At 45.6% G+C, this 24,374-nt stretch carries 25 protein-coding genes; 12 read left to right on the top strand and 13 right to left on the bottom strand.

The window, feature by feature from the left end; translation table 11 throughout:
• The 4 genes from D0A37_RS09010 to thrS form a co-directional block, all read right to left on the bottom strand.
• Nucleotides 1–1,419 (bottom strand): tetratricopeptide repeat protein, encoded by a 1,419-nt coding sequence (locus D0A37_RS09010; protein ID WP_242723372.1) that lies wholly within the window; start codon nucleotides 1,417–1,419, stop codon nucleotides 1–3.
• Nucleotides 1,376–2,731, bottom strand: a complete 1,356-nt coding sequence (locus D0A37_RS09005; protein ID WP_242723370.1) for a P-loop NTPase fold protein — start codon at nucleotides 2,729–2,731, stop codon at nucleotides 1,376–1,378. The genes D0A37_RS09010 and D0A37_RS09005 overlap by 44 nt, the downstream gene beginning before the upstream one ends.
• 152 nt (nucleotides 2,732–2,883) lie before the next feature.
• Complete coding sequence (locus tag D0A37_RS09000; RefSeq protein WP_242723368.1) at nucleotides 2,884–3,066, bottom strand: DUF4058 family protein; 183 nt, start codon at nucleotides 3,064–3,066, stop codon at nucleotides 2,884–2,886.
• 162 nt (nucleotides 3,067–3,228) lie between these two features.
• Nucleotides 3,229–5,058, bottom strand: a complete 1,830-nt coding sequence (gene thrS, locus D0A37_RS08995; protein WP_242723366.1) for a threonine--tRNA ligase — start codon at nucleotides 5,056–5,058, stop codon at nucleotides 3,229–3,231.
• A 554-nt stretch (nucleotides 5,059–5,612) separates the two neighbouring features.
• Here thrS and D0A37_RS08990 point away from each other — a divergent pair.
• From D0A37_RS08990 to D0A37_RS08965, 6 genes are all read left to right on the top strand, one after another.
• Nucleotides 5,613–5,942 carry a DUF2605 domain-containing protein gene (locus tag D0A37_RS08990; protein WP_242723364.1) on the top strand — a complete coding sequence of 110 codons (330 nt, stop codon included), beginning with the start codon at nucleotides 5,613–5,615 and terminating at the stop codon, nucleotides 5,940–5,942.
• A 158-nt stretch (nucleotides 5,943–6,100) separates the two neighbouring features.
• Nucleotides 6,101–6,412 carry a DUF2973 domain-containing protein gene (locus tag D0A37_RS08985; RefSeq protein WP_242723363.1) on the top strand — a complete coding sequence of 104 codons (312 nt, stop codon included), beginning with the start codon at nucleotides 6,101–6,103 and terminating at the stop codon, nucleotides 6,410–6,412.
• A gap of 678 nt (nucleotides 6,413–7,090) precedes the next feature.
• On the top strand, nucleotides 7,091–9,109 hold the full coding sequence (locus D0A37_RS08980; protein WP_242723360.1) for a DICT sensory domain-containing protein: 2,019 nt from the start codon (nucleotides 7,091–7,093) through the stop codon (nucleotides 9,107–9,109).
• A 408-nt stretch (nucleotides 9,110–9,517) separates the two neighbouring features.
• Nucleotides 9,518–10,018, top strand: a complete 501-nt coding sequence (locus D0A37_RS08975; protein WP_242723357.1) for a peptidoglycan-binding domain-containing protein — start codon at nucleotides 9,518–9,520, stop codon at nucleotides 10,016–10,018.
• A gap of 298 nt (nucleotides 10,019–10,316) precedes the next feature.
• Nucleotides 10,317–10,742 (top strand): photosystem I reaction center subunit II PsaD, encoded by a 426-nt coding sequence (locus D0A37_RS08970; protein WP_190739452.1) that lies wholly within the window; start codon nucleotides 10,317–10,319, stop codon nucleotides 10,740–10,742.
• A 165-nt stretch (nucleotides 10,743–10,907) separates the two neighbouring features.
• Nucleotides 10,908–11,768, top strand: coding sequence for a GNAT family N-acetyltransferase (locus tag D0A37_RS08965; RefSeq protein ID WP_242723354.1), 861 nt, complete (start codon nucleotides 10,908–10,910; stop codon nucleotides 11,766–11,768).
• A 36-nt stretch (nucleotides 11,769–11,804) separates the two neighbouring features.
• Here the strand turns inward: D0A37_RS08965 and D0A37_RS08960 are convergent, their stop codons facing one another.
• On the bottom strand, nucleotides 11,805–11,951 hold the full coding sequence (locus D0A37_RS08960; RefSeq protein ID WP_242723351.1) for a hypothetical protein: 147 nt from the start codon (nucleotides 11,949–11,951) through the stop codon (nucleotides 11,805–11,807).
• Between D0A37_RS08960 and trpE the strand changes: the two genes are divergently transcribed.
• Complete coding sequence (gene trpE, locus D0A37_RS08955; RefSeq protein WP_242723349.1) at nucleotides 11,930–13,477, top strand: anthranilate synthase component I; 1,548 nt, start codon at nucleotides 11,930–11,932, stop codon at nucleotides 13,475–13,477. The two genes, D0A37_RS08960 and trpE, sit on opposite strands and share 22 nt — an antisense overlap.
• An 82-nt stretch (nucleotides 13,478–13,559) precedes the next feature.
• Here the strand turns inward: trpE and D0A37_RS08950 are convergent, their stop codons facing one another.
• Together D0A37_RS08950 and D0A37_RS08945 are read right to left on the bottom strand one after the other, a co-directional pair.
• Complete coding sequence (locus tag D0A37_RS08950) at nucleotides 13,560–14,114, bottom strand: Uma2 family endonuclease (RefSeq protein ID WP_242723347.1); 555 nt, start codon at nucleotides 14,112–14,114, stop codon at nucleotides 13,560–13,562.
• Between the two features lie 146 nt (nucleotides 14,115–14,260).
• A complete protein-coding gene (locus D0A37_RS08945) occupies nucleotides 14,261–14,686 on the bottom strand; it encodes a WD40 repeat domain-containing protein (RefSeq protein ID WP_242723346.1) in 426 nt (141 codons plus the stop codon).
• Nucleotides 14,687–14,864: 178 nt separating this feature from the next.
• Here D0A37_RS08945 and D0A37_RS08940 point away from each other — a divergent pair, with 178 nt between their 5' ends.
• Both D0A37_RS08940 and D0A37_RS08935 read left to right on the top strand, forming a co-directional pair.
• Nucleotides 14,865–15,749 carry a PhzF family phenazine biosynthesis protein gene (locus D0A37_RS08940; RefSeq protein ID WP_242723344.1) on the top strand — a complete coding sequence of 295 codons (885 nt, stop codon included), beginning with the start codon at nucleotides 14,865–14,867 and terminating at the stop codon, nucleotides 15,747–15,749.
• 194 nt (nucleotides 15,750–15,943) lie between these two features.
• Nucleotides 15,944–16,420: a hypothetical protein gene (locus D0A37_RS08935; RefSeq protein ID WP_242723342.1), complete on the top strand. Its 477-nt coding sequence runs from the start codon at nucleotides 15,944–15,946 to the stop codon at nucleotides 16,418–16,420.
• A 17-nt stretch (nucleotides 16,421–16,437) separates the two neighbouring features.
• Here D0A37_RS08935 and D0A37_RS08930 read toward each other — a convergent pair whose 3' ends face one another.
• Both D0A37_RS08930 and D0A37_RS08925 read right to left on the bottom strand, forming a co-directional pair.
• A complete protein-coding gene (locus tag D0A37_RS08930) occupies nucleotides 16,438–17,289 on the bottom strand; it encodes an alpha/beta hydrolase (RefSeq protein ID WP_242723340.1) in 852 nt (283 codons plus the stop codon).
• Between the two features lie 730 nt (nucleotides 17,290–18,019).
• On the bottom strand, nucleotides 18,020–19,771 hold the full coding sequence (locus D0A37_RS08925; protein ID WP_242723339.1) for a hypothetical protein: 1,752 nt from the start codon (nucleotides 19,769–19,771) through the stop codon (nucleotides 18,020–18,022).
• 380 nt (nucleotides 19,772–20,151) lie between these two features.
• Here D0A37_RS08925 and D0A37_RS08920 point away from each other — a divergent pair, with 380 nt between their 5' ends.
• On the top strand, nucleotides 20,152–20,382 hold the full coding sequence (locus tag D0A37_RS08920) for a hypothetical protein (RefSeq protein WP_242723336.1): 231 nt from the start codon (nucleotides 20,152–20,154) through the stop codon (nucleotides 20,380–20,382).
• A 50-nt stretch (nucleotides 20,383–20,432) separates the two neighbouring features.
• Nucleotides 20,433–20,645 carry a hypothetical protein gene (locus D0A37_RS08915; protein ID WP_242723334.1) on the top strand — a complete coding sequence of 71 codons (213 nt, stop codon included), beginning with the start codon at nucleotides 20,433–20,435 and terminating at the stop codon, nucleotides 20,643–20,645.
• 679 nt (nucleotides 20,646–21,324) lie between these two features.
• Here the strand turns inward: D0A37_RS08915 and D0A37_RS08910 are convergent.
• Both D0A37_RS08910 and D0A37_RS08905 read right to left on the bottom strand, forming a co-directional pair.
• The gene (locus tag D0A37_RS08910; RefSeq protein ID WP_445242506.1) at nucleotides 21,325–21,726 is read right to left on the bottom strand and encodes an MgtC/SapB family protein; all 402 of its coding nucleotides are present in this window, start codon (nucleotides 21,724–21,726) and stop codon (nucleotides 21,325–21,327) included.
• 103 nt (nucleotides 21,727–21,829) lie between these two features.
• Entirely contained in the window at nucleotides 21,830–22,486 is a 657-nt protein-coding gene (locus tag D0A37_RS08905; RefSeq protein ID WP_242723329.1) for a hypothetical protein, read from the bottom strand.
• Between the two features lie 144 nt (nucleotides 22,487–22,630).
• Between D0A37_RS08905 and D0A37_RS08900 the strand changes: the two genes are divergently transcribed.
• Nucleotides 22,631–22,816: a hypothetical protein gene (locus D0A37_RS08900; RefSeq protein ID WP_242723327.1), complete on the top strand. Its 186-nt coding sequence runs from the start codon at nucleotides 22,631–22,633 to the stop codon at nucleotides 22,814–22,816.
• On the opposite strand, the gene D0A37_RS08895 is transcribed toward D0A37_RS08900, so the two are convergent.
• Nucleotides 22,806–23,771 (bottom strand): N-acetylglucosamine kinase, encoded by a 966-nt coding sequence (locus D0A37_RS08895; RefSeq protein WP_242723325.1) that lies wholly within the window; start codon nucleotides 23,769–23,771, stop codon nucleotides 22,806–22,808. The two genes, D0A37_RS08900 and D0A37_RS08895, sit on opposite strands and share 11 nt — an antisense overlap.
• A gap of 201 nt (nucleotides 23,772–23,972) precedes the next feature.
• On the bottom strand, nucleotides 23,973–24,329 hold the full coding sequence (locus tag D0A37_RS08890; protein WP_242723323.1) for a zinc ribbon domain-containing protein: 357 nt from the start codon (nucleotides 24,327–24,329) through the stop codon (nucleotides 23,973–23,975).
• Nucleotides 24,330–24,374 lie beyond the last annotated feature (45 nt).

The following is a 24,374-nucleotide window of genomic DNA, read 5'->3' as shown; positions in this document are numbered from 1 at the left end:
TTAAACATTGCCAATCTTTTCCTCAAGTTCGAGAGATTGTTCATAAAGTGCGATCGCCTTTGCTACTTCCCCTTGATTGGCATAAATTCCTGCTAGTTGGTGCAAAGTAGCAGCTTTCCCTCGAACATTGCCAATCTTTTCCTGAAGTTCGAGAGATTCTTCATAAAGTGCGATCGCCTTGGCTACTTCCCCTTGATTGGTATAAATTATTGCTAGACAGTGCAAATTAGAAGCTTTTCCTTCAAGATGGCTAATCTTTTCCGTAAGTTCGAGAGATTGTTCATAAAATGCGATCGCCTTGGCTACTTCCCCTTGATTGGCATAAATTCCTCCTAGTTGGTTCAAAGTAGTAGCTTTCCCTTCAACATCGCCAATCTTTTCCTTAAGTTCCAGAGATTGTTCATAAAATGCGATCGCCTTGGCTACTTCCCCTTGATTGGCATAAATTATTGCTAGACAGTGCCAAGTAGCAGCTTTCCCTTGAACATTGCCAATTTTTTCCAGAAGTTCGAGAGATTTTTCATAAAGTGCGATCGCTTTTTTTTTATTTCCCCAATCGTCCTGAATCCATCCTAATTCATATAAAGTAGCTGCCTTTAAAGATATGAAATCTTCATCATTTTTCGCCAAATCTAACGCTTGTTCTAGATAGTATTTGGCTGTCGAGTATTCACTCCGACTGCGATGAGCAATTCCCAACTCATTCAAAACTCTGATGCGAGTTTTCAAATCCCCTTCAGTTTCCTCGCGCCCATTCGAGGGAGTGTATTCCATCAACAACCGTTTTAATAAATCGATGCGTTCCTGCTTTTCCGGCACCTCGCAATTGGTAATCCCTTTGCTAGCATCCAGAGTTTGAGAAACCGCATCATCTCTAGTATTTGCAGGAGTTTTGAACACAAAAGTCCCTGAATTCCAAGCCCACAAATCCGGCGCAAAATTAGCAACTCGCGTAATCGCATAATCCGGCAAACAAAAAAGCATTGGATGTGGCACTTTAATCGGATAAGCATCTCGCACCCAATTCAAATCTACCAGCATCGGCGGATATTCCCCCGTCATCCCGATCGAATGTTCCAATCCCCGGACAAGTAAAATTAACTTCTTGTGTGGTTGAACTTTGACTGTTGGCAAAACCTTAAGAATTTCATCCATCAAAAAGCGCAGATCGGGATCGGGAAAATCCAAAATTTCAAACTGCATCTCTTGACAATCGGGATGGCTAATTAATGCCTGAATAATCGCATCCCTATCCTTCGCAAAATTACTTTCGATAAATCCCAAATCAAAGGCATTGTCGGGAACAATCTCGACAAACGTCAGCAATTGGTCAAAAGACTCTTGATTTAGTTCAATTATCCTTTGCCGGTCTATTTCAGGGATTTCCCTGGATTGATTGAAGGGCTTGTTTGAAAGCATAGCTTGGTTTTACGAGTGGGTTGACATAATTCCACCGACTATTGCCGTTGTATTCCAAAACGGAAAGATTGAATAATAAATTTTGTCCTATTTCATCTTTAGTAATATCTTTGTCGAGGCAAACCTGCGCTAATATGGTATAATATTCAGGCCCAGGAGTAGACCTTTCAAAGTCAAATTGCTGTTGTTTTAAAGCGTAAGTTACATCTTCCGCCAAAATTTTACTGTGTTTGCGAGTAATCGCAGTGCGGCAAGCCAATCGAGTTACTTGCATCAACTGTCGCACATGGCCACCGCTAGCTTTTGCCAAATCTAGTAACTGTTGTCGATCGGCAAATATGGCACTGACATCAACCCGCTGCTCAATCAAACTGGCCACTCCATCCAATCTTTGCTGATTGTAATTTAACTCGCACTCGCTGCGACTAAATTCATAAATATTCACCATTGGCACGATGTTGGGATTACCAAACAAATTGCTAACATTTTTATATGAATAAATTACCGAAATCGGCACTGTATAGATAATTGTACAGTCTAGTTCTTGGAGTTGAGGAGCGTAATCAAAAAACAAATGATTGCCAACACTTGGAGGAATCCGGTCTAAGTTATCAACAATTACCAAAAATCCTTTTGGGTAGCGGTCTGGATATTTGCGTTTCAGCTTGTCAAAGGCATCTTTCAACAACAGATTAATATCTGTTTGCAAGCGGGATAGATTACGCTGAAGAGTTTCGCGGATAACTTTTTTTTGTTGGCTAGAACCTCGAATTTGACCGATTAGTTTTGCCGCCAACTTAGAAATTAATGGAATTTCTGCCCCTGCACTTGCTTCAGTTTCGATGCTGACGGAAGATTGAACAGTGGCTTCTGTTTCTTTAGTAACTTCTTTAAACCACGATTCAAAACTCTCTAAGAGTTTGGGGTCAAACTTCAAGCGTAATTCAGTTAAATCATCAGCTACTTTTTTGATAAAAAGCAAATATATATCGGTATATTCAGCATCATTAACATCTAGTTCCAAATCGAATTCTATGTAAATCACCCGATATTCGTTTTCGCACTGCGACTGAATGCGTTTTAACTCTGTACTTTTGCCACATCCCCGATGCCCGGTAAACAAAATTGTGTTAAATTCTCCCGGTTCTTGAAGATCCAAATCTGTACTCACACCTTCGATTGCTACCGTGTTGCGTACTGCGGACAAATCAACATAATATCGTTCAATATCATCGCCCGTTAGAGGCTTGACATCACAAGCGCGATAAGCTTCTTTGAGTGTTTTGGCGCGGTTGGCTGGCAGTGAAGTCATCGGATTTTAGATTGGGGATTTTAGATTTTAGATTTTGTATTAAACCCACAGCCTGTACCGATCGCGGGTTGTCAGAATGTGGAGCTTTTGAAAGCCTATTTTAACTCACATCTTGCAAGATATGCGAGCCATAGCACTTAAACCTCCCTCTATCATCCGATCAATTCCCTCTCCCCCAACAAAACATCCGCCCAAACAGCATCGGTTTCCGACAGCGCAGCAAGGGGTGCGGCGGTATAATCTATTCTAAAGTCCTTGGCGGCGCGATCGTAAACCCCATTTAATAACCCTTGTAAATCTACAATTGGTTCAGCATCACCCGCGCGCAAAGGCAACGGACAGGATTGTGAAAATTAAAGGCACAACAGCTTATCATTTGTATTAATTGTGGAACGGGCGTCTCGCCCGTTAAGTGAATCGTGGAACGGGAGAGACGCCCATTAAGTGAATTGTGGAACGGGCGAGAGGCCCGTTCTAAAATCTGCGATTAAAATTCCCTAAAAATCCCCGTAACTACTAATAGCGCCCTGCAACCTCCGAATCACTTCATCAACCGAAATCGCCCCCAACTCCCCAGAAGCCCGAGTCCGAATATTCAAACTATTCGCCTCAACTTCCTTCGCACCCACAACACCCATCACCGGAATTTTATCCTTCTCAGCATTGCGAATCAACTTGCCCAAACGCTCGCTATTCTCATCAGCTTCAGCGCGCATTCCGAGCATTTTCATCTTCGCCGCCACTTCCTTCGCAAACGGCAAAAACTCGGCGCTAACAGGCAACAACCGCACCTGAATCGGCGCTAACCACAGCGGAAAATCGCCCGCATACTGCTCGATCAAAATCCCGATCAAACGTTCCAAAGAACCGAAAGGAGCGCGGTGAATCATCACCGGACGCTTGCGAGTGCCGTCTTCAGCGACATATTCTAAATCAAAACGTTCTGGCAAATTGTAATCTACCTGAACAGTTCCTAGCTGCCATTCTCTATCCAAGACATCTTGGAAAATGAAATCGAGTTTCGGCCCGTAAAAAGCCGCCTCCCCAATTCCCTCAAAATAATTCATACCCAAAGTTTCCACCGCGCGGCGGATCGCACCTTGAGACTTTTCCCAAGCTTCATCAGAACCGATGTATTTCTCTAAATTGTTCGGATCGCGGAAGCTCAAACGCGCCTTAAAGTTTTTCAGTTGCAGACTCTTGAAGACTGACAGAATCAAATCCACCACATTCAAGAATTCAGCATCCAACTGTTCCGGCGTAACAAATAAGTGGGAATCATCCACCGTAAAGCCGCGCACCCGCGTTAAACCGCCCAATTCTCCCGATTGTTCGTAGCGGTAAACTGTGCCGAATTCCGCTAAGCGCATCGGCAGTTCTCGATAGGAACGCAATTCGCTTTTGTAAATCTGAATGTGAAAAGGGCAGTTCATCGGTTTCATCACAAAACCCTGTTCGTTTGCTGCCGCTTCCTCATCCTCCGCCATCAGCGGAAACATATCTTCTTTGTATTTCTGCCAGTGTCCAGAGATTTTAAACAAATCGACTCGGGCGATGTGCGGAGTCACCACTTGCAAATAGCCGCGTTTGATTTGTTCTTGTTTCAAGTAATCTTCTAAAATACTTCTCAAAACAGTGCCTTTTGGCGTCCACAAAGGCAAACCGGGGCCCACCGCATCGGCAAAAATAAATAAGCCTAATTCTTTACCTAATTTGCGGTGATCGCGCCTTAATGCTTCTTCTTTGCGGTGTTTGTATGCTGCTAATTGTTCGGGAGTTTCCCAAGCTGTGCCATAAATGCGCTGTAACTGAGCTTTGGTTTCGTCGCCGCGCCAGTACGCGCCTGCTAGGCTTTCTAGCTCGATCGCCTTTGGATTCAACTCACTGGTATTATCTAAGTGAGGCCCGCCGCACAAATCCCACCATTCCTCGCCCACATGGTAAAGAGTAATCGGTTCGATCAAACCTTCTAAAATTTCTAATTTGTAAGGTTCGTTAATCTCCTTAATTCTGCGTTCCGCTTCCTCGCGGCTGACTTCTTCTCGAATTACAGGCAATTTACGGTTGATGATTTTGATCATCTCTTTTTTAATGGCTTTTAAATCCTGTTCCGTAAAAGGTTCGGGAGTGTCAAAGTCATAATAGAAACCGTTTTCAATCCAAGGGCCAATGGTTACTTGCGCCTTGGGAAATAACTTTTGCACAGCCATCGCCATAACGTGGGAGGTGGTGTGGCGAATTTTTTTTAGTGCCTCCGACTCACTCGTGCGGGGCAACTCAATCTTAACGGACTCTTCTGGAGGGGACATGGATTGTGAGCTAGACATCGGCTGAATTAGCAATTAATTTAGTTGCAGTTGCTTCTATCTTACTAAGATTGGGACAGTAAGCGCCGACTTCCGACTGGGGGACACTCCGGGAAATTACAACAACGGCCCTGATGGTTCCGACGTTTAGTGCCTCCTGCACTCCGACTCTCAGAAACCTGGTTTTTTACTATTTGGGTGGGCTGTAATGCGTCTTGCCTGAAAAAACCCGGTTCTAACCATCCGTGAGTTCCTGAACTAATTTGGCAGAATTTGGGGATTTCGACTCAAAAATCGCTGCTGATACCAATTTAATGTGAAGTTGCACATATCTCGATCCCCCTAAATCCCCCTTAAGAAGGAGGACTTTGAGCGGAATCTTGTCCCCCCCTTATTAAGGGGGGCTAGGGGGGATCGGATTCTATACAGCCTCATAAAAAATTGGTATGACACAATTAAATTTATTCACACCCACCTGCTAATTGTTGTTAAATCATTGAATTTTTGTTAAAAATATGTTACAGATTGTAAAGACCGTCTAAGATTATAATAGATAAATAACCCAATTTAGATCCATGCTTAATTCCAACTTGCCCGAATCAGAATTGCTCAAAGCGTTACTGGAACCGCTGTTAGAGGATTTCAATTACTGGTTCGATCGATCGGCAAACCTCTTAGAAACTGAGGAAATTCCCTTTCTGAGCGGCGAAGATCAATCTGACTTGCTGGCGCGAGTCAAACAGGCTCAGCAAGAAGTAGGTGCAGCTAAAGCTCTATTTCAAGCAACCGGAGGTCAAGTTGGGATTGAAACCGCAGCACTAATGCCGTGGCACAGACTGCTCGCCGAATGCTGGCAAGTATCGGCGCGTTTTCGCTCATTGCAGTCAGCTCCCCCTGGAAAATAAAAAGGCCAGTTCAAGTTCAACCCGCAGTCAAATCCCAAACCTTGGGAAATGTGGCGACCCACTTGACAAGCTCAAACCAATTTCCAGTTAATAAGTTATTACTTGCTGAAACACATTTGTAAATTGCTGTGTGGCTGTTTAGCCCGGAGGAGAAAATAATGTTGCACCTGCTTTATATTTTAGCTTTTACCGTTCTAGCCTTTCTGGCAGTCGGTAACTTAATCCGCAGTCTAGTCACCGTAGGTATGGAGTCCCAGCGCCCTCAACAATTCAGGCCAAATAATCACTACGCATCCTATCCTCGCTCTCAATCTGTACCGCATCCAGAACTTTTAGACGAACACGGAAACGTTGTCAATGAGCCGCTATTAGTGATGCGTTCGCTGACTGTGCAAGACGCCCGCGAACAATTAGATGCTCTCTACAAATCATCTCCGGGCGGCAACGACGAAGGGGGCGAACTAGCCTGATACAAGCACAGCCGCAGCATTTATACTCAGGCGCCATGCCTCAAAAAAAAATATAGGACTTACACCCTAGGTGTCCGAAACCCTTTTTCTTCATAGATTTTTGGTGAAAATCGTTTCCTCGCTTCCTCGGAATAATAATTTTCCTAGTTCAATGAGAGCTTACGAGCTCGCGAGGATGCTGGCACCCTTGGCATTATTCCGAATCTAACCAGATGGGATATAAGTCCTCAAAATAATTGGCCGTTAGTTTTTAACTAATGGCCAATTATTTGGGATTTTTGAAAGTTTAATTGCCGATTAGCCCGATCGATCGCCCAAAACCGATCGCCAAAAACCGATACTGATGGCACTGATATCAAATAGCTCAAGAATAGTATAATGCAAGTGATCCGCAAGCGGTGCCTAACAAGTCTGAATGGTGAGAGTGCTAACGCCCAAATCCCAGCCTGAATAGATGAGTTAGCGTCAAAACCTAGAGGTAAAAACAGGTGACTTTGGGATGAACTCAAGGTCTTGGAGGGATACCTCTGCTTAGATTCGTCTAAGTGCTATTGCTAGCATGATATGACTTAAACAGTCGTGTTATGAGGCATAAATGATCAGATACTGAAAAGGGATCGCTCTAAACCTCCTATCGATCCTGTTTTGTCATCGGCAAAAATGCACGTTTAAGGCTAGATGATCGTCCCTATCTCGCTACTCGCAGAACTTCTGCAAGCTTTGCCCGAACTGCGGGCACAAATTTATTTCAAATCTTCCATGATAGCCCTGTCTCACGCGATGGAAGACTTAGTTTTGGCGGGTTCCGACGACGAACCCCTAGTCATTGCAAGCTTTCAGCGAGAGCGCTTCTACCGCCAGGAAGCTCACCGCTACCGGCGAATTGCCTCACGCTCGTCTCAGGTATACGTGCTGGCAGCACCGGAAACTGACTTTAAAAATGCTTCAGAGTGTCACGAAACTGTGGCGTTTACACCGGAGGACGGATTAAGTAAAGAGTGGCACTTAGTGGTGCTGGGGCAAAACTACTCAACTTGCCTGATTTGTCAAGAAAAAATTGTGCCGATCGAAAACCAAGACGAGCGCGGGCCGCAGTTGATGGATCAAGCTCGCAGATTTGAAGGAATATGGACGTTCGACCGCCAGGTAACCTCCCAAGCGGCCGCATTGTTGCTCGATAGAATTGTCACTTATCGCCCGGAATTGGTCGAAAAGATCGATCGAGCGCGAACTAATTACAAGCTCGTCAAAACACCGAAAAAAACGAGGAAATCCGCCACTTCCAAAGCCCCCAAACCCGACATAAGTACGGGAAAAAGGTCAAAAATTCCCAATCCAAAATTGAGCGATGCTTTTACCGAACGCTTAGTAACCTATTTGCAAGCAGGCCAGCACAAACTGCTCAAAGCATACAGCGCGATCGCCGCTCAGGAACGCAAAGAACGCCTGGTAAACTTAATTACCACGGCAATGCGGCAGTCTCTCAACCCGCAAGAAATCGTCGAAGTTGCAGTCCAAGAACTGGGTACTGCCCTATCGGCAAGCCGGTGTTTGATTTATCGGTGCAAGGCCACAGATGTGGCGGTCAAAATCGATCGCGAGTTTTTGGGGCCGGGCGCTAGTTCCATGCTGGATCAGACTTGCCTGTTGCAGGAAAATCAAATATGGAGCGACGCGGTGGCGCGGCAGGAGCGAGTTTACATCCAAGACACAGCACAACACCCGCTGATTGTCAATACAAAATCCCTGAAAAAAACTATAAAAAATTGGCAAATAGTCTCTTGGTTAATGGTGCCAGTGCTTTATCAGGGGCGGGTTTTGGGCATGGTGGAAATGCACCAGTGCCGATCGACTTTGGCTTGGGAAGAAGACGAAATTGCTTTAGTAGAGGCGATCGCCACCCAACTCGGAGCGGCCTTAATTCAAGCCGAAACCTACGCTCATTTAGAAGAACTAAACCAACAATTAGAAGCATTAGACCGAACTCGCAGCAATCTAATTGCCATCACCGGACACGAACTCCGCACTCCTCTTTCTACGATTCAAGTTTGTTTGGAAAGTTTGAACTCCGAACCAGATATGCCCGCAAAATTGCGGCAAATTATGTTAGAAACTGCCCTCGGCGATGCCGATCGAATGCGGAAACTCGTGCAGGATTTCCTAACTCTTTCTCACTTAGAAAGCGGGCGAGTTAAATGGAATGTAGAATCGCTGACGCTGCAAGAATGCGTTGATTTGGCCCTCAGCAGCGTGCGATCGCGCACAACAGTCGATCGACAGTTGCCGGAAATTATCGCCGAAGTTTCGGCAGAATTGCCTTTAGTGCAAGCTGACGGAGAGTGGTTGGTGGAGGTGCTCTCCAAACTGCTAGACAACGCTTGCAAGTTCACCACACCTCAGGGAAGCGTGACAGTGCGAGCGAAATGCAACGGTTCTCGGATGGTGGAAGTGCTCGTAGCCGATACGGGGAGGGGAATCGAGGCGAACAGTTTAAAAGTAGTGTTCGATCGATTTTATCAAGAAGAAGGAGCTTTGCGCCGCAGCGCCGGCGGTACCGGTTTGGGATTGGCAATTTGCAAGCAGATTGTTGCTGGCTGGGGCGGTAAAATTTGGGTAGATTCCGCAGGAAAAGACCGAGGAAGTGAATTTCACTTTACTATTCCCACTGTTGAGAATCAATTGATAAATCCTAATTAATGACTAATTATTAATAAGATGTGGTCACGCGGTGTTCTGCTTTAGGATCGAAAGTATCCAAGCACATTCAGGATGCGCTTGCCGTATTAAACCCGGTTGGGGGACAGAATACCTAGGGATGCTGTCGAAAATTAATACGAGTTAAAAAAAAGAATGCAACTGTAGCCAAGCTGCCAACCCCGATAGTCATCAGTCATGCCCAATCTACAATCTAAAATCTAAAATCTAAAATCTAAAATGGTATAAGTCTCCTGTACACAAGTCGTGAAATGGTAAAAGTCGCTCGAATCTGTTGAGGCACTGCCGACGCCAGTGTTGATTCGTGAAAAATTGAGAATGCAAATGTTTCGTCCGGAAAAAGTTTTTTCCCAGAAGAATACTCCAACCTAGAGGTTAGGAAAATCGATTATGTCACCTACAAACCAGATGAAATCTACTCAGCCTAGGGCCAAAAAGCCACAACTACAATTAGATGCTCAAGGTAAAGCGGTACTGGAACTCGAACAACTGCTAACCAAGTTGCAACTTTATCGGCATCCTGCTAAAGGAATTTTTAACAAAGCAGTTGAATTTTCTGTGAAAGTGTTTCAGTTTCGGGTTTTCTTGTCGCCGGACGGCATTGTCGGGCCGCTGACTTGGCAGGCGCTTTATACTGCTGCTCCAGTTAATATGCCGGTACTCAAATTCGGCAGTTCTGGGGAAGCAGTCGTAACTGTCCAGGAAATTCTCCAAACTTCCAACCATTATGGTGGTAAAATTGACGGCGACTTTGGTACTTTGACGGACAAAGCTGTTCGCGCATTTCAAAAAAGCTTTGAGATTCAGGCCAACGGGATTGTCAATCAAGAAACTTGGACTGCTTTAAGCCAAATTCCGCGTGGCTATGACCCTAATTGGTTCTTGACTTAGGGTTGGCGCGGTAAATTGTGCGATCGTGTGTGGGGGGAATTTGGAGGAATGTGCGATTATTCGGGTGCCTACAAGCACCAGAATAATTGCTGTTTTTTTTTGATGATTTTTTCGGGATTCGTGCTGCCTAATTGGGTTTTATAAGTTTGGTGGAAATTATCAATTATCAATTATTAACTACTAATTATCAATTATCAGAAGAGATCGATCGCCAAAAAACTGTTAATTTTCCTTACAATTTCGAGAACAGCGTGCAGTCTCGATGATACGATGCCGTAAAAATCCTTTGGATATATCTATGGCCGAACAACTCACTGGACAACCCCCAATCTTCGGCGGCAGCACCGGCGGCTTGCTGACCAAGGCGCTAGTTGAAGAGAAGTACGCTATCACTTGGACTAGCCCCAAGGAGCAGGTGTTTGAAATGCCTACTGGTGGCGCTGCGATTATGCGTCAAGGCGACAACTTGCTGTATCTGCCCCGGAAGGAGCAGTGCATCGCTTTGGGCGGCCAGCAACTGCGGGCCAAATTCAAAATCACGAACTACAAAATTTACCGCGTGTTTCCCGACGGTAATACTGAGTACCTGCATCCCAAGGATGGCGTGTTCCCTGAGAAGGTGAACGAAGGTCGTCCCTACAACGGTAAGATTGAGCGCAATATTGGCAGCAATCCTAATCCGGCTAAGCTGAAGTTCAGCGGTAAGAAGACTTTCGACCCTTAGACCATGACTGCATGGCTGAGCAAAACATAGGTAATATTGCCTCGAAAGGCTCAGCTTGTAAACTTGTGTTGGCAGTAGTATTCGGGCGTCCGAGGCCCTCGGTCGCAGCACCCGAACACTACTGCCAAGTTCAAATCTAATTAAAAGTTAATCGTTAAATTAAAAATGAATGTTGCAATCAGGCGAGCGCAGCCTTCTGATATAGAGGTTTGCGCTCGCATTAATTATGAAGCTTTTAAAGGTATTTCCGATCGCCATCAATTCCCTACAGATTTTCCGACGCTGGAGTTTTCAACTGAAATTATTGGTCTTGTGATCGAGAGTCCGGTATTTTTTGGGATCGTAGCCGAGAGCGAGGGTGCGGTTGTCGGCTGCGGGTTTATGGACGAACGCAGCCCGATTCGTGGTATCGGGCCCGTGACTGTCGATCGCACTTTTCAGGGCTGCGGCACGGGACGGCAAATCATGAAAGCTTTGCTGGAACGCGGACAGGACGCTGTGGGTATCCGTTTGGTTCAGGAATCTTTTAATATGGCGTCGCTGTCGCTGTACGCTTCTTTGGGTTTTGAGGTGAAGGAACCTTTCGTGTTAATGGAAGGGAAGTTTCGCAGCCAGCCACAGAATGGGTTTGAGGTTCGGGCGATGGCTAGTGAGGATGTTGAGGAATGTGCGGCTTTGTGCAAGAAATTATACAGGTGCGATCGAACTAGCGATATTGAGTACGCCCTGAATTTCTTTTCTCCTTGGGTTGCTTGCAAACAAGGTCGGATTGTGGCTTATACTTGTGCGGTGTCGCCTTTGAGCCACAGCGTCGCAGAAACTGAGGCGGATATGCAGGCTTTACTGTTGGGGGTGGCCGCGTCGAACTCCGAAGCACAGGTTTCTTTCCACTTGCCGGTGCGTTACGCAAGTTTGTTTCGCTGGTGTTTGCAAGAGGGGCTGCGCGCGCTCAAACCGATGGCGGTGATGGCAGTTGGCGAGTACCAGGAGCCTCATGGCTGTTGCTTTCCGTCTTTTGCTTATTGAGCACCAAGACGGTTAGGACGCTTTTCATCACTGAAATTATTGCCAGGATTCCATTTTCCTTCTTCTTTCTTTCTTCTTCCCTCTTCCTTCTTCCTTCTTCCTTCTTCCTTCTTCCCTCTTCCTTCTTCCCTCTTCCTTCTTCCTTCTTCCTTCTGATATATATGATATTCCCCGATTTCTCACAATTTTCGGAACTGGCGAAACAAGGCAATTTTGTACCCGTGTATCAAGAATGGGTTGCTGATTTGGATACGCCGGTGTCTGCGTGGTATCGGGTTTGTGCGGGTCAACCTTACAGTTTTCTGCTGGAGTCGGTCGAAGGTGGGGAAAAACTTGGGCGTTATAGTTTCTTAGGGTGCGATCCGTTGTGGATTTTGGAGGCAAGGGGAGCTCGCACAACTCAAGTTTACCGTGACGGTTCCGAAAAAGTATTTACGGGCGATCCGTTTGTAGCTTTAACTGAATGTTTGCAGTCTTATCAACCGGTGAAATTGCCGCAGTTGCCGGCGGGAATTGGCGGGTTATTTGGTTTTTGGGGTTACGAGTTAATTAAGTGGATAGAACCGCGAGTTCCCGTGCATCCAGCCAGCGAGAATGATTTGCCGGATGGGTTGTGGATGCAGGTGGATAATTTGCTGATTTTCGACCAGGTGAAGCGGAAAATTTGGGTCGTCGCCTATGCGGATTTGCGGGGTGTTGGGATTGATTTAGCCGAGGCTTATCAGCAAGCGTGCGATCGCGTTGGTAAGTTAGTTCAGAAGCTGCAATCGCCGCTTTCCCGGCAATCTACTCTCATAGAATGGACACCTCCCAATAACGGGCAAGATTCCCGTTCCACAACCGGAAATACAGAATTGGCTTACACGAGCAATATTACCCGTGAAAAGTATTGTGCCAATGTTTTAAAGGCTAAGGATTATATCAAAGCCGGAGATATTTTTCAAGTAGTTATTTCGCAGCGACTAGAGGCTGAATACAGTGGCGATTCTTTTGCACTTTACCGCTCTTTGCGTCTGATTAATCCTTCTCCGTATATGGCTTATTTTCATTTCGGAGATTGGCAGATTATCGGTTCGAGTCCCGAAATTATGGTGAAGGCGGAAAACACTCCTGATGGCAAAAAGATAGCAACTTTGCGACCAATCGCCGGCACTCGCCGCCGGGGTAAAACTCCTCAAGAAGATGATGCTTTGGCTGCTGAATTGCTGCAAGATCCGAAGGAAATTGCGGAACACGTCATGTTAGTTGATTTGGGCAGGAATGATTTAGGCAGAGTTTGCCGCAACGGTACTGTAAAAGTTGACGAATTAATGGAAATTGAGCGTTATTCTCACGTCATGCACATTGTGAGCAATGTGGTGGGAGAATTGGCTGAGGATAAGACAGCTTGGGATTTGTTGAAAGCTGGTTTTCCTGCGGGTACGGTTAGCGGTGCTCCGAAGATTCGGGCGATGGAGATTGTGCACGAGTTGGAAGGTTGTCGCCGGGGGCCGTATTCTGGGGTTTACGGGTATTATGATTTTGAGGGGCAATTGAATAGTGCGATCGCAATTCGGACTATGGTTGTTCGTTCTTTAGGTGGTGACAAACATTCGGTTTCTGTGCAAGCAGGTGCTGGTTTGGTGGCAGATTCTAACCCGGATATGGAATATGAGGAAACGCTCAATAAAGCCAGGGGTATGTTGGAGGCAATTCGCTGTTTGAAGTAGCGAGGCGGAGCCTCTGGATCTGTGTTACCAGGCAGAGCCTGGTAACAAGAAAATCCGGTTTCTTTGCGTAAGTCCAATTTACCTAAGCCCCTAATATTCGAGCGACCGAAACTGCAATATCAGGAAAAGCCAGCGGATTAATATTACCCTGAGTCAGAGTTTCTCTCGATTGATATCCTTCATTGGTAGGCTCTCGAAATACTATTAATTCCATAGTTCGCAAATTGACAACCCAATACTCAGAAATGCCTGCTTCCGCGTAAATCTTGCTCTTGATTCCCAAGTCTTTGCTCAGAGTATAATCCGAGTATTCTATCAGCCAAAAGATGTTTTCTGGATAGGGATGATGTTCTCGGTAATCTTGTCCCAAACGTTGAATTACAGCGATATCGGGTTGGGGCTCGGAGTTGCTTGGCGGCAAGATAATCGGTTTACCTTGGCGGATTTTAGCTTGATCGCCCAGCAAATAAATTAGGTACTCTCCAGCCTCATCGCTAGAGTAAGCATGAGATTCTCCTTCGGGAGCCATTTCGATGATTTCTCCACCTATTAATTCAACGTTTCGCCCTTCCAGAATGCCGGCTGCAATGATGCGGTGGTAGTCTGCAACCGTCCATTTTACAGTCGTGACGCTCACGGCGATTACTCCTATGTTTTTATTCTGATTTTATACGCGATCGCCTATGAACCGAATTTTTTCGCTCACGCCGGGCGGTTGAAACCACGTCTTGTCAAACAAAACCCGACGAAAGCCGATGGAAGACTCGATCGCACTTAAAACTGCTATGGCCCGCCGCTAACTTTCTCCAATCGCAGGAAATGCACGCGGCCCGATCGAGCCCCCGCTACAACTGTCACTCCATCAGGGGCGATCGCACAGCAATCAAACTCGGCATCTCCGCTGAAACTAGCAATTTCTTTGCCGCTAAGCAAATCCCAGATTTTTAGGGTGCGATCCGATGAACCGGAAACCGCTATTTTGCGGTTGGGTGCGATCGCGGCTGCTGATACCCAGCCAGTAGGATCAGTGAGAATTCTCAAACATCCTTCTCCCGGCCGCTTTAAATTAGCCCTCAAATGCCACAGCCAAGGACTATTTTTCCACTGCTTGGCCTGTTCCGAAATCCCGTGAATCTCAGCTATTTCAAAATCTAGCAATCTCCCCAATAATTGCCCTGCTAATTGCGTTTTATCCCTTTTTAAACTCACTCATCAGTACAAATCCCTCAACAAATTATTACCAATCGCTGTTTCTATTAAATATTTCCAATTTTAAGCGATTCTTTAAACTGTGCCAAATCGTTGCAGTGACTCGATCCATAAATCTGCTTTGTTGCGATCGATGTAAAATATCAGTTGTCGATCGGCTTTTACCAAAGGCATAATTATGAATTTTTATATAGTTGACGTGTTTGCCGAGTCAAAATATGCTGGCAACCAGCTAGCTGTATTTTGCGGTGCAGGAGTTGCCGAACTATCTGAGGCCCAAATGCTGCTGATAGCGAGGGAAATCAATTATTCAGAAACTACGTTTATTCGATCGCCCGATCCGCGAGAGGGCGGCTATGACGTGCGGATATTCACGCCCAAGAAGGAATTGCCCTTTGCCGGTCATCCGACTTTGGGCACTGCGTTTGTGTTGCAGCAAGAGATTATTCGCGAAAAGGTCGATCGAGTAATTCTCAATCTAGCCGTAGGTCAAATTCCGGTTACTTTTAATTATCACAATGAATCGGCAGATATTTTGTGGATGCGACAAAACGCGCCTAGTTTTGGTCAAGTTTTATCAGCCGAGACTCTGGCAAATGTCCTGAATTTAGCACCCGATGAAATTGATCCAAACTTCCCAATTCAAGAAGTTTCTACGGGAGTACCGTTTATTATTGTCCCATTAAAAACTCTTGCATCGCTCAAAAAAGCTCAAGTCAACTTAGATAAATATTTTGAGCTAGTTGATACAATGGAAGCGAAAGAAATTTTGATATTTTGCCCAGAAACTTACAGCGACCTTAATGATTTAAGCGTGCGAGTTTTTGCCCATTCATTAGGAATTCCAGAAGATCCGGCGACTGGCAGTGCTAACGGCTGTTTGGCGGGATATTTGGTAGAATATGCTTATTATGGGGAAGCAAAGATTGATGTCAGAGTTGAGCAGGGTTATGAAATCGAGCGACCTTCTTTGCTGTTGTTACAAGCTGCCAAAAATGAAGGGGAAATAGCAGTTTTGGTGGGTGGTAAGGTGGTGATGGTTGCTAAGGGAGAATTTGTGTAGAATCCGCAATTTAAATAATCGTAAATACCTGTAGGGGCGGGTTTTACCAACCATAACGGTCAAAAACCAACAATCTAGTAAACCCGCCCCGGCCGCAACTTCAGTGCGTACCTTCTGTTAATATGAGGTAGCTCATATTCATTGATTCGCGTGATTGTTAGGCTAAAAAAGTCATCTCTACCAGAGACTTTCCAATGCTGCAAACATTTTCGCGAACTTTAAATGTATCCCCTGACGCTTCTGAAGCCCTGCTTTCACTTCCATTAACCAGCTTGCTGGATTCACCGGAATTCAATCAAGTCTTGGAAAGTCTGGATACTAATTTGCTCAAAGAAACTTTGCCAACTGCTGGAACTGTTTTAGCTCAAAAGCTGCCGCCTTTTTACGACTGGTTGCAAACAGAACTAGGAATTAAAAACGTGCCTGACAGTCCCGATCATACTACGAAATGGGTAGTCGGTTTTTTGAAGAATCAAGAAAGTTTAACTCGTTTAGTTGATCTGCACAAATCAATTCCTAGACAAGCATTAGAACGAGCGATCCCTCGTTTAGTTAGCGCCTTTGATGAAGTTCAACCCACCGCTGTAAAGCAAGAATGGGAAAAAGCGATCGCAGCACTTTGTCTGCTTCTGGCCGTCGCAGCGCGGGAAAATCAGCCATCTGTGGCCTGAAGGAATTCTGTCTGAGTTTAAACAAAGCGCTTTTTTCGGAAAGTTTGCAATTGAGTGCGATCGATCTGAACGACTACAGGCTTTCGCTTGTTGAGGACGATCGCATTGTGTCTGTTTAGCAAAAGCAAGTGAGCCAATACAACCACCAGGACTCGTCTTTTCTGAAACTTGCCTTCAAAACGCGCCATTCGGACGATCGCCTCTTCGATTTTATAACAACAGTTGTTGCCTTTCTGGGAAATCACAAAAATCGTTCCCGGTATGTAATCGCCTTCATTTGCCCAGAAAGCATACCTTTCGCCTAAAGTAAAGTAGTGAAAAACATTGTTAGCCGTGCAAGTTTTAGCTAACTTTTCCGAAACGCCCAAAGAATTAAAAATTACAGTTGATCGAATATAATCTGGGTATTTTGTGGCTATTTGCTGAGCAACTTTGCCGCCCAAACTTTCTCCGATGACATCGGGCGGATTCCCGCTGTGAAATTGCTGCTTTATCCAATCAATAGCACCCGCCGTTTGCGCCGATTTTAACTGGCGTTCTAGTTTGGCCCTAAATACATCGGGCGTATCTTCCAAAACGTGATCGAAAGGATACCAAGAACCGTAGCCGCGAATCACCAAAACAGGCGGATTATTGCCAGAAATGGGAACGCGAGTTTCAGCATAAAAACCAGTGCGAGACTCTTCAAAGACTTTTTCTATGATATAATTTCCATCAACAACTTGCCCTGACTCGTGCCGAATGTAAATAGACGGGTTATTGGGTTTAGAAGTATCGTGCATTTGGGGTTTGGCAAATTTTTCATACAGGGAATCGAGCAAGTGCCTTCCCGTTTGGCGATCGACAAAATCTAATTCTGTTCCTTTCATTATCTGGTAGCGGCCGGTTTTACCAACAATATTTAATAAGTACAAATAATCTACATAAACCCGCCCTACAACAGTTCGACAAAATCTAATTCTGTTCCTTTCATTATCTAGTAGATACTGTCTTTACCTGTCAAGGGGTAGCAGTCAAATAATTGGGTCGAAACCTGAAAACCTTCCCCATGAAGGAATTCTGCTCAAGCTTCCCCGTAAATGCTAGTAGCTTCCATGTGCTTGCATGGAGTTCGACTACACTTTGTTGTGTCAGCCAGTTATGTAAACTCTCAAAGCCCTGAGTATTGTTCGTAAACTTTTTGGGTAGAGTCGCACGACTTTCTTTCAGTAATCAGACATGAAAGTCTTTTTTACTGATGTCTATACCTAAGACTGTTGGTGTCATTGTTTGCTCTCGCTCTACTCCGATTTATGAAAGAACTGACAGGTAATTGAATACTAAGCTTGTTAATGTAAGCTTGGGAGCATCTCATACATCCGCCCCCCACAACTAATAACCTATATCAACCTTGACTTTTATCAAATGGAAAAAATGTACATTGACGTTTACCGTTGAGAGGAGGCGGGTTTATGGGATTATTAGTTTTTGGCGGAGATGGTTGATAAAACCAGCTCCTCGGAGAGCGCACATTATACAAAAACGAACCAACTAGGGCTGATATAACAACACAAAATGAATGGAAAATGCCAATGCCAATTTTCCATTCATTCTCAATTTTTAGGCTTTTGGCTCAACCCAAACCGTCATCCCCTCAACCCTCAAACCTTTGCCGCGAGTGCCGCAATATTGACCGTTAGTAGTAACAGCAGTATCGCCTACATTTTGAATGTGAGCTGTGTAAAATACGTCGTATTTATCAGCTTGTGACCCTGTCAGGCGGGCGGCAAATCCCTCAATCCGCTTGGCTTTGCCCCGGAATCCAGCTAACTCCCCTTCCGAGATCCAAGCAGTATCGCCAACTCCTTCAACGTGAGCCATGTACTGCAAATTTAAACCGGGCACGGGAGGCTCTATTTTAATTTGAAATCCTTCCACGCGGCGGCCTTGAGCTTTAGTACCCGCATATTCTCGATCGCTAAAAGTTCGATCGCCCATTTCTTGAATATGCGCCAACACTTTTAAACCCACAGGCGCCACAACTTGGGAACTCGCAGACTGCGCGATCCAAACTTTGATGCCCTCTATTCTCAAAGCTTTGCCGCGAGTGCCGCAATATTCGCCGTTGGAGGACACATCGGTGTCGCCGATATTCTGAATGTGAGCGCCATAAAATACGTCGTACTTATCAGCTTGCGGCCCGCTCAACCGCACCGCAAATCCTTCAATTCGTTTCGCTTGACCCCGAAAACCTGCCAATTCTCCTTCGCTAAGCCAAGGAGTATCGCCAACACCTTCGACGTGAGCCATGTACTCGACCTTTAAGCCGGAAATGGGTGGATCGATATTAATCGCAAATCCTTCGACGCGCAGCCCCCGCCCCTTAGAACCCGCGTATTCTTGAGCGCCGAAAGTTCGATCGCCAATTCCCTGAATGTGCACCAAAACTTTGATTCCCAAACCGCCCTCTACTGCCACCGTTGGTTGAATGTTCCGGGGTGCGCCAAAAACAATGTTCCCCGAACCGGTTGTCTGAAGAGACTGAGGTACTTCCACGCTGGGAACAATAATTACCTCGTGCATGGGGGCAGAAGGTGGGGGGGATTCCAAAATCTGGATCTGTGGCGCAACTGTAACTTGCTTGGGTGCAACATTTCCTGACGGGATGACAATCACTTCTGGCAAAGGTTCGGCGCTGATTTTTTGTTCTGGCGCTGCTTTAAATGCTGGTTCGACTTTTGCAGGTGCGGCTTTTACCATCTCAGCAATGGTTAATTTGCCTCGGGAAATGGCTACGGCGATTTGTTTGCCAAAAGCGGCGCTGACTGTTTCTTCGAGAATTACCCACTCTTGGTCATCTAATTTGTCTTGCTGTTCCACCAGGGCGAGCACTGCTGAAACTGGGTGTTTGCCGCTGACTAAGGATTCTGCGTCGGAATGCAGTTGAGTTGGGGTTGATTCGGAAATCGCGCGCTGCAGTTCGCGGGCTTTGGCATGAACTGATTGTAAGGGTGCGAAGTCGCTTTGTTCGCGGTGGGCGATCGCCAATACTCGATCGATCACTTTCAATGCTGCATCGCGAATTTCTGCTTTACCTTCAGAAGCTGCGGCACTCTCGGCTAAGTTTTGAATGTCTTTTAGGGAAGCAATTTCCCCCGGCGCGATCGCGGATTTGTTGAGTTCGAGAGCTTGTTTTTGGACTGCGGCAAAGTTGCGGCTGTAGGCTGCTACTTCCTGCAGCAAGCTGTCAGAGGGAGGAAGACCAGAGTCTTGCAGTTGTTTTGCTGCTTGAGACAGGCGATCGGCCAAATTAGCATAAATTTCCGATAGTCGGGCTATTTGTTGTAGCAAATCTTTATGAGCTAGTTCCATATGTCTTGCCGTAAATATTTAACTTGCTGATTATAGACGTTGAGCGTCTTCTGAAGGTAGAAGGCAGTAGTCCTTAGTCCTTAGTCCAAAGGAAGAAAAATCCTGCCCATCTCCCACTCCCCACTCGGACACTCTCCGACTCCCCCACCCAGACACCCGGACACTCTCCGACTCCCCACTCGGACACTCCTCCTCTGGCCTCCCCCGCGTGATCGCCGTCACAACTGTGCCAATACTTAGTCACACTCTGCGACTCCGGCTGTCACGAGTAGCCCGTAACCATGTCACACCTATCGAGCAATAGCCGTCACTGCTGATTCTGTGCAAACAGTTGATACTGAAGTTTGAACCAATAAAATTCCGAAAAATTCCGAAGTGTTATGGTACTAATTCGCGATCTCGCCCAGCAAGCTCTAGCTCTAGGCTATCTAACCCTTGAAGCAGAAAATCAACTGCGGCGGATGTTAACTACCACCCAGTATGACTTGGAAGACTTAAATGCTTTTATGGCTTTGCAACTAGCAGCTATGTCCGGAGGAGTGAAACAAGAGTCTCGCGAGCTGAAAAAATTTGAAATCTTTGGCGAGACGGCTTCCGAAACTTCCTGTTAGTAATTAGTTGGCTTTTGAGTAGTTAAAATTTAGTGAGGTACATTTCTACCATGCAGATTCGTGAAGTTGTAAAACAAGCTATTGCCGCTGGATATCTGAGTTTGGAAGCGGAAAATGAAATGCAGCAGATTTTTTCCTCAGCTAAGTGTGATTTGGAAGATTTGAATGCTTTTATGAGCTTGCAGTTAGCTGCCATGGCGGGTCGCGTGAGGCAAGAGTCTTTGGAATTGATAAAAATGCCAAGTTTCCCCGAAACGAATTAACGGGCTTTATTGATTCATGGGGTATTAGGCAAAATAAATATTAATTGATTTCCAAAAAAACGCTTATTTAATAATTAAATCCACTAAATTATATACTAATTAATTTGACAAAACTTGCTATCTGGGTTCACTAGGTAGTAAGCAAATAAACTCAAATTTAAATATTTTTTAAAATAAATGTTTAAGTTTGTAGTCAGGACTTGACTCCTCAAAGGCAAGGCTGGGATGACCAGAGCTATCACCTTGTTGGCTGACTAACCGTTGAGCATTATTGAAAGGTTATTTCTTGTTAGATCAATTCCGCTTCCACTCCTTATGATATGGAGGACACGGCAGTGCCGTGTCCTGACTGTGGGTAACATTAATTCCGATGCTACCGGATTTGATATTAATTATCTCTCCCATTAACAATATTCCTCTATCACCCGAAGCAGAAAATTCAGGCGTTTGAGCCACTTTTTCACTACCTGGACAGGTCTGGTGGGGAGGAGAGCTAACAATTCATGATAAGTGATTAACTCGACTTGCTGGGAAAAAACTAATATTATTTATCCTCGATTAACCGCCATCAAATTTGTTCGTAGTGAGGAATTTGCTCTTCATAAAAAGACCTCTGAATTCCGGCATGACTACCAACGTTGTAACGGTTATTTTACCAAGTTTTATCTACTCAATGAGACTATTTCCTACGACTCCGACGCTCTAGCTCTTTTATTCCTCTGAGAACAAACAGCGACATTAAAGCGCCAATTAATGCCAGTTGCCACAACCCGCATCCTGCCGCAGTTCCTAAAGCTGCTGATACCCAAATAGCGGCGGCAGAGGTGAGCCCGTGAACTTCAACTTTGCCTATTTCCTCTTGATTTTGCCGCAGGATTTCTCCGCCTCCCAAAAACCCGATCCCGGCAGCAATGCCTTGAATTACGCGCCCAAAAGCTTCTCCTCCATTTTCATTTTTACCCATTGCTAGCGGTATTAAAACAAACAGCGCAGAACCCATACTTACTAGCATATGAGTTCTCAATCCCGCTGGTTTGTTTCTGAGTTGGCGCTCCCATCCAATAATTCCGCCAACGAACATGGCTAGGCCCAACCTTAATAGTAGGCCTAGCCAATGATCGGGAGACCACAAGTTAGCGATCGACAATGTTTTACTGCAAATAATTAATCGGAAGATTCCAATATTAGCGGAGCACGATGTCCGATCGCAATCTCACTGCCAAATCTTGTTCCGGGCGAATCACGAGCACGTCAACGCTGCGCCGCCCCAACAATACTCCAGCTATAGCGCCGATCCCAGCGCCTCCCAATACTTCTTCAGTGGCGATCGCTTTGTCACCGGTAATGCCTGCTAGTGCTGCTGCTGCTGCTGCACCCAATGCTGCACCTTGCGCTAATGAACCTGTGCCAGCACCTTTTTGGACTCTTTGGGTTCTGGTAATAATTCCCGAATAGCCATCAATCCGATAGCGTTGGCGGCGGCTGATAATTAACTCTCTGGCAACAAATTGAGTACCGATTTGATTGCCTCTTCTGACAGGTTGCAGTGTCCCGACTATCTGGCTGCCTCCGGGGATTAATACTCGGCCTTGAGCTGTGCGGATGTCTCGCGCTACTGTTAAAGTTAAAGGTGCAGTTTCTTCGCGGGTGACAACTATTTTGTCTTTTTCATAGCTAACTGGAATTACACTGCCCGATGGAATTGTGATGCTATTAAATTGGGAAATTCGTTGTTGGGCTTCTGCAGGGGTAGCTACCACCAGCGGCGCGCTGGTTCCCACTGTAATCCCCAGTGCGAGGATTGCTGCTGTTGCTGAACGCCATGTTTGAGAAGTAATCATATAAATTGTCTCCTTGCTTCGGTTTTGGTTTACTTAGGAAAGCACTACTGCTAAATTTGTTTCTCGTTTCGCCTTCATCTGATGTTTTGATTATGGCAGACTGGAATTCTACAAGTTAGGAAGATAAGGTCGATAATCCAGAAGTTGAAAATTTGGAAAAATCGAGGAAATCGGCACGACAGGGGCGATGGGGAAGATAAGGAAGATAGTCAAAGTCAGCAGTCAACAGTCAAAGTCAGCAGCCAACAGTCAACAGTCAGCAGTCAACAGTCAACAGCCAACAGTCAACAGCCAACAGTCAACAGTCAACAGTCAACAATTAATTGTTGAGAGCGCTTAACGCTAACAATCCAGCACCGAAAGCTGGTTCGTATCGGGGCGAAATTACCTTAGCTTTTGGGGCGATCGCACTTATGGCCACTTCAAACCGACCTCGGAAATTTGCTTCCCCGCCCCACACACCTCCTACGATCACTATTTCAAATTCTTCTGTTTGGTTAAATAGCGCTGCAATGGCTATTTTTGTGGAAAATGTTAATTCTGCCACAGCAGTATTGATAATGCCGTCAGCGACGCGATCGCCCTCTGCTGCTGCTTGATCGACAATCGGCGCTAAAGCTGCGATTTCTTTGACTCCCCAACCGCGCCCGTAAACGACTTCTACCAATTCTTCTAGGTTATTGAGGCCTAAATGCTTTTGAAATTTTTCCGCTAGCAGGGTAAAATCTTCGCGTCCGTCATAGAACTTCAAAGCAGCTTGCAAACCCTGAAGGGCGATGTTATATCCGCTGCCTTCATCGCCTAAAATATATCCCCAACCGCCGACTCGTTTAGTTTTCCCTTGACGGTTTTGCCCGAAAACAATCGAACCGGTTCCTGAAATAACGGCGATACCCACTGGATGGCCTGTACCGCCAGCAAGTGCGATCGCGAAGTCGCTGCAAATTACTATATTCCTGGGCAGGAATGATCTGGTTACTGGTAAAGTATTCGTCAACTGCAAGTTCTGCACTACAAATTGCACTATTTCCCGATCTTTGGGACGCCCGACGCCTGCTAGTCCCAGACCAATTGCTTCTATGTTGAGATTGCTATTTGTCTCGACCTGAGCGGATAGAACTGCTCGTTCGATTGCCAATTGGATGGATTGTTTTGCTGTCTCAATTCCCAGGGTTTGATAATTTGACGGCCCTGCTTCACCCCGTCCCAAAACAAGGTGGTTTTCGTCCATTAAAAGGCAGATAGTTTTAGTGCCGCCGCCGTCGATGCCGAATACGTAGCTCATGAATAATTTAGAGAATAATAGAGCAACCCAGATTAACAGAGATATCTCTATTCTACGCTTTGTACAATCCGATTAAACTGAGATGTTGCACCATTGTCAATAAGCCTTTTATGAACAGGCAAGATGCCTGTTCCACAAAGAGTAGATTTTCTTGTGGAACAGGCATCTTGCCTGTTGTTGAAAAGGGTGCAAGATGTGAGATTAAATCGAGAGAGCAATGCTAATAATAATTAAACCTAATAATGCTAACCAAACGAGATGGCGCTGACACCAATTTTTGATAGATTGTGACCAGCCGCCGCTGATGTAACGGCTCGTCTGTGGCACAAGTGGCTCAGCTTGATTGTGATAAAGCGTGCATTCTTTGGCAAAGGGACGCTGGGGGTAGTTGCAAGTGTCATCTTCGTGATAAATACAGGTAGCGCACAGAAATTCTTCGGGTTTCGATCGATAAAGAGGGATACCCGGATGACCGAAAGCTTTGAGGGGGATTTTGCAGTGTGGACAGGCGAGGGCTTGGGCGTCTACAGGTTGGTGACAGCGGGGGCAATCAGGCATAGACAGCAGGGTGATGGGGTAATGTGGTGGGTAGGCTCATTAGCG

Origin of the sequence: Microcoleus vaginatus HSN003, assembly GCF_022701255.1 — a bacterium.
In the GTDB taxonomy this organism is placed as follows: Bacteria; Cyanobacteriota; Cyanobacteriia; order Cyanobacteriales; family Microcoleaceae; genus Microcoleus; species Microcoleus vaginatus_B.
Note: the sequence above shows the minus strand (reverse complement) of the source record. Positions and strands in the feature narration are given on the sequence as shown.

Bases quoted from the DNA above. Each gene is read 5' to 3' on its own strand.
- D0A37_RS09010 (WP_242723372.1), bottom strand. From the start codon at position 1,419: ATGCTTTCAAACAAGCCCTTCAATCAATCCAGGGAAATCCCTGAAATA.
- D0A37_RS09005 (WP_242723370.1), bottom strand. From the start codon at position 2,731: ATGACTTCACTGCCAGCCAACCGCGCCAAAACACTCAAAGAAGCTTAT.
- thrS (WP_242723366.1), bottom strand. From the start codon at position 5,058: ATGTCTAGCTCACAATCCATGTCCCCTCCAGAAGAGTCCGTTAAGATT.
- D0A37_RS08990 (WP_242723364.1), top strand. From the start codon at position 5,613: ATGCTTAATTCCAACTTGCCCGAATCAGAATTGCTCAAAGCGTTACTG.
- D0A37_RS08985 (WP_242723363.1), top strand. From the start codon at position 6,101: ATGTTGCACCTGCTTTATATTTTAGCTTTTACCGTTCTAGCCTTTCTG.
- D0A37_RS08980 (WP_242723360.1), top strand. From the start codon at position 7,091: ATGATCGTCCCTATCTCGCTACTCGCAGAACTTCTGCAAGCTTTGCCC.
- D0A37_RS08975 (WP_242723357.1), top strand. From the start codon at position 9,518: ATGTCACCTACAAACCAGATGAAATCTACTCAGCCTAGGGCCAAAAAG.
- D0A37_RS08970 (WP_190739452.1), top strand. From the start codon at position 10,317: ATGGCCGAACAACTCACTGGACAACCCCCAATCTTCGGCGGCAGCACC.
- D0A37_RS08965 (WP_242723354.1), top strand. From the start codon at position 10,908: ATGAATGTTGCAATCAGGCGAGCGCAGCCTTCTGATATAGAGGTTTGC.
- trpE (WP_242723349.1), top strand. From the start codon at position 11,930: ATGATATTCCCCGATTTCTCACAATTTTCGGAACTGGCGAAACAAGGC.
- D0A37_RS08940 (WP_242723344.1), top strand. From the start codon at position 14,865: ATGAATTTTTATATAGTTGACGTGTTTGCCGAGTCAAAATATGCTGGC.
- D0A37_RS08935 (WP_242723342.1), top strand. From the start codon at position 15,944: ATGCTGCAAACATTTTCGCGAACTTTAAATGTATCCCCTGACGCTTCT.
- D0A37_RS08930 (WP_242723340.1), bottom strand. From the start codon at position 17,289: ATGAAAGGAACAGAATTAGATTTTGTCGATCGCCAAACGGGAAGGCAC.
- D0A37_RS08925 (WP_242723339.1), bottom strand. From the start codon at position 19,771: ATGGAACTAGCTCATAAAGATTTGCTACAACAAATAGCCCGACTATCG.
- D0A37_RS08920 (WP_242723336.1), top strand. From the start codon at position 20,152: ATGGTACTAATTCGCGATCTCGCCCAGCAAGCTCTAGCTCTAGGCTAT.
- D0A37_RS08915 (WP_242723334.1), top strand. From the start codon at position 20,433: ATGCAGATTCGTGAAGTTGTAAAACAAGCTATTGCCGCTGGATATCTG.
- D0A37_RS08910 (WP_445242506.1), bottom strand. From the start codon at position 21,726: ATGTTCGTTGGCGGAATTATTGGATGGGAGCGCCAACTCAGAAACAAA.
- D0A37_RS08905 (WP_242723329.1), bottom strand. From the start codon at position 22,486: ATGATTACTTCTCAAACATGGCGTTCAGCAACAGCAGCAATCCTCGCA.
- D0A37_RS08895 (WP_242723325.1), bottom strand. From the start codon at position 23,771: ATGAGCTACGTATTCGGCATCGACGGCGGCGGCACTAAAACTATCTGC.
- D0A37_RS08890 (WP_242723323.1), bottom strand. From the start codon at position 24,329: ATGCCTGATTGCCCCCGCTGTCACCAACCTGTAGACGCCCAAGCCCTC.